This is a genomic window from Rhizobium ecuadorense, assembly GCF_001187535.1.
GTDB lineage: Bacteria > Pseudomonadota > Alphaproteobacteria > Rhizobiales > Rhizobiaceae > Rhizobium > Rhizobium ecuadorense.
Map to the genome: position 1 here is coordinate 1 of NZ_LFIO01001214.1, position 221 is coordinate 221.

Below are 221 nucleotides of genomic sequence, written 5' to 3' on the forward strand. Positions count from 1 at the left end.
GCGCTCTCCTGCGGTGCGGCGCCCGGCGGGGGCGGCGTGCTTTCCTGTGCCGAGGGCATATCCTCGAGCGTGTTGATGTTCCAGTCTCGCATTTCCGCAGCGGTAAGATACCGTATATCAGTGCTGTCGATCGACAGGCTGAGCTGCAGCAGATTGGGGCTTACCCCCATGTCGGTGAGATAGCCGATGATCTCGCCGGTCATTAGTTGAACGGTCGAGAC

Annotated in this window: 1 pseudogene; it reads right to left on the bottom strand. The window is 60.6% G+C overall.

Annotation, left to right across the window (positions count from 1 at the left end):
• Positions 1–221, bottom strand: a pseudogene (locus tag AF337_RS25570) (hypothetical protein); the annotation flags it as partial.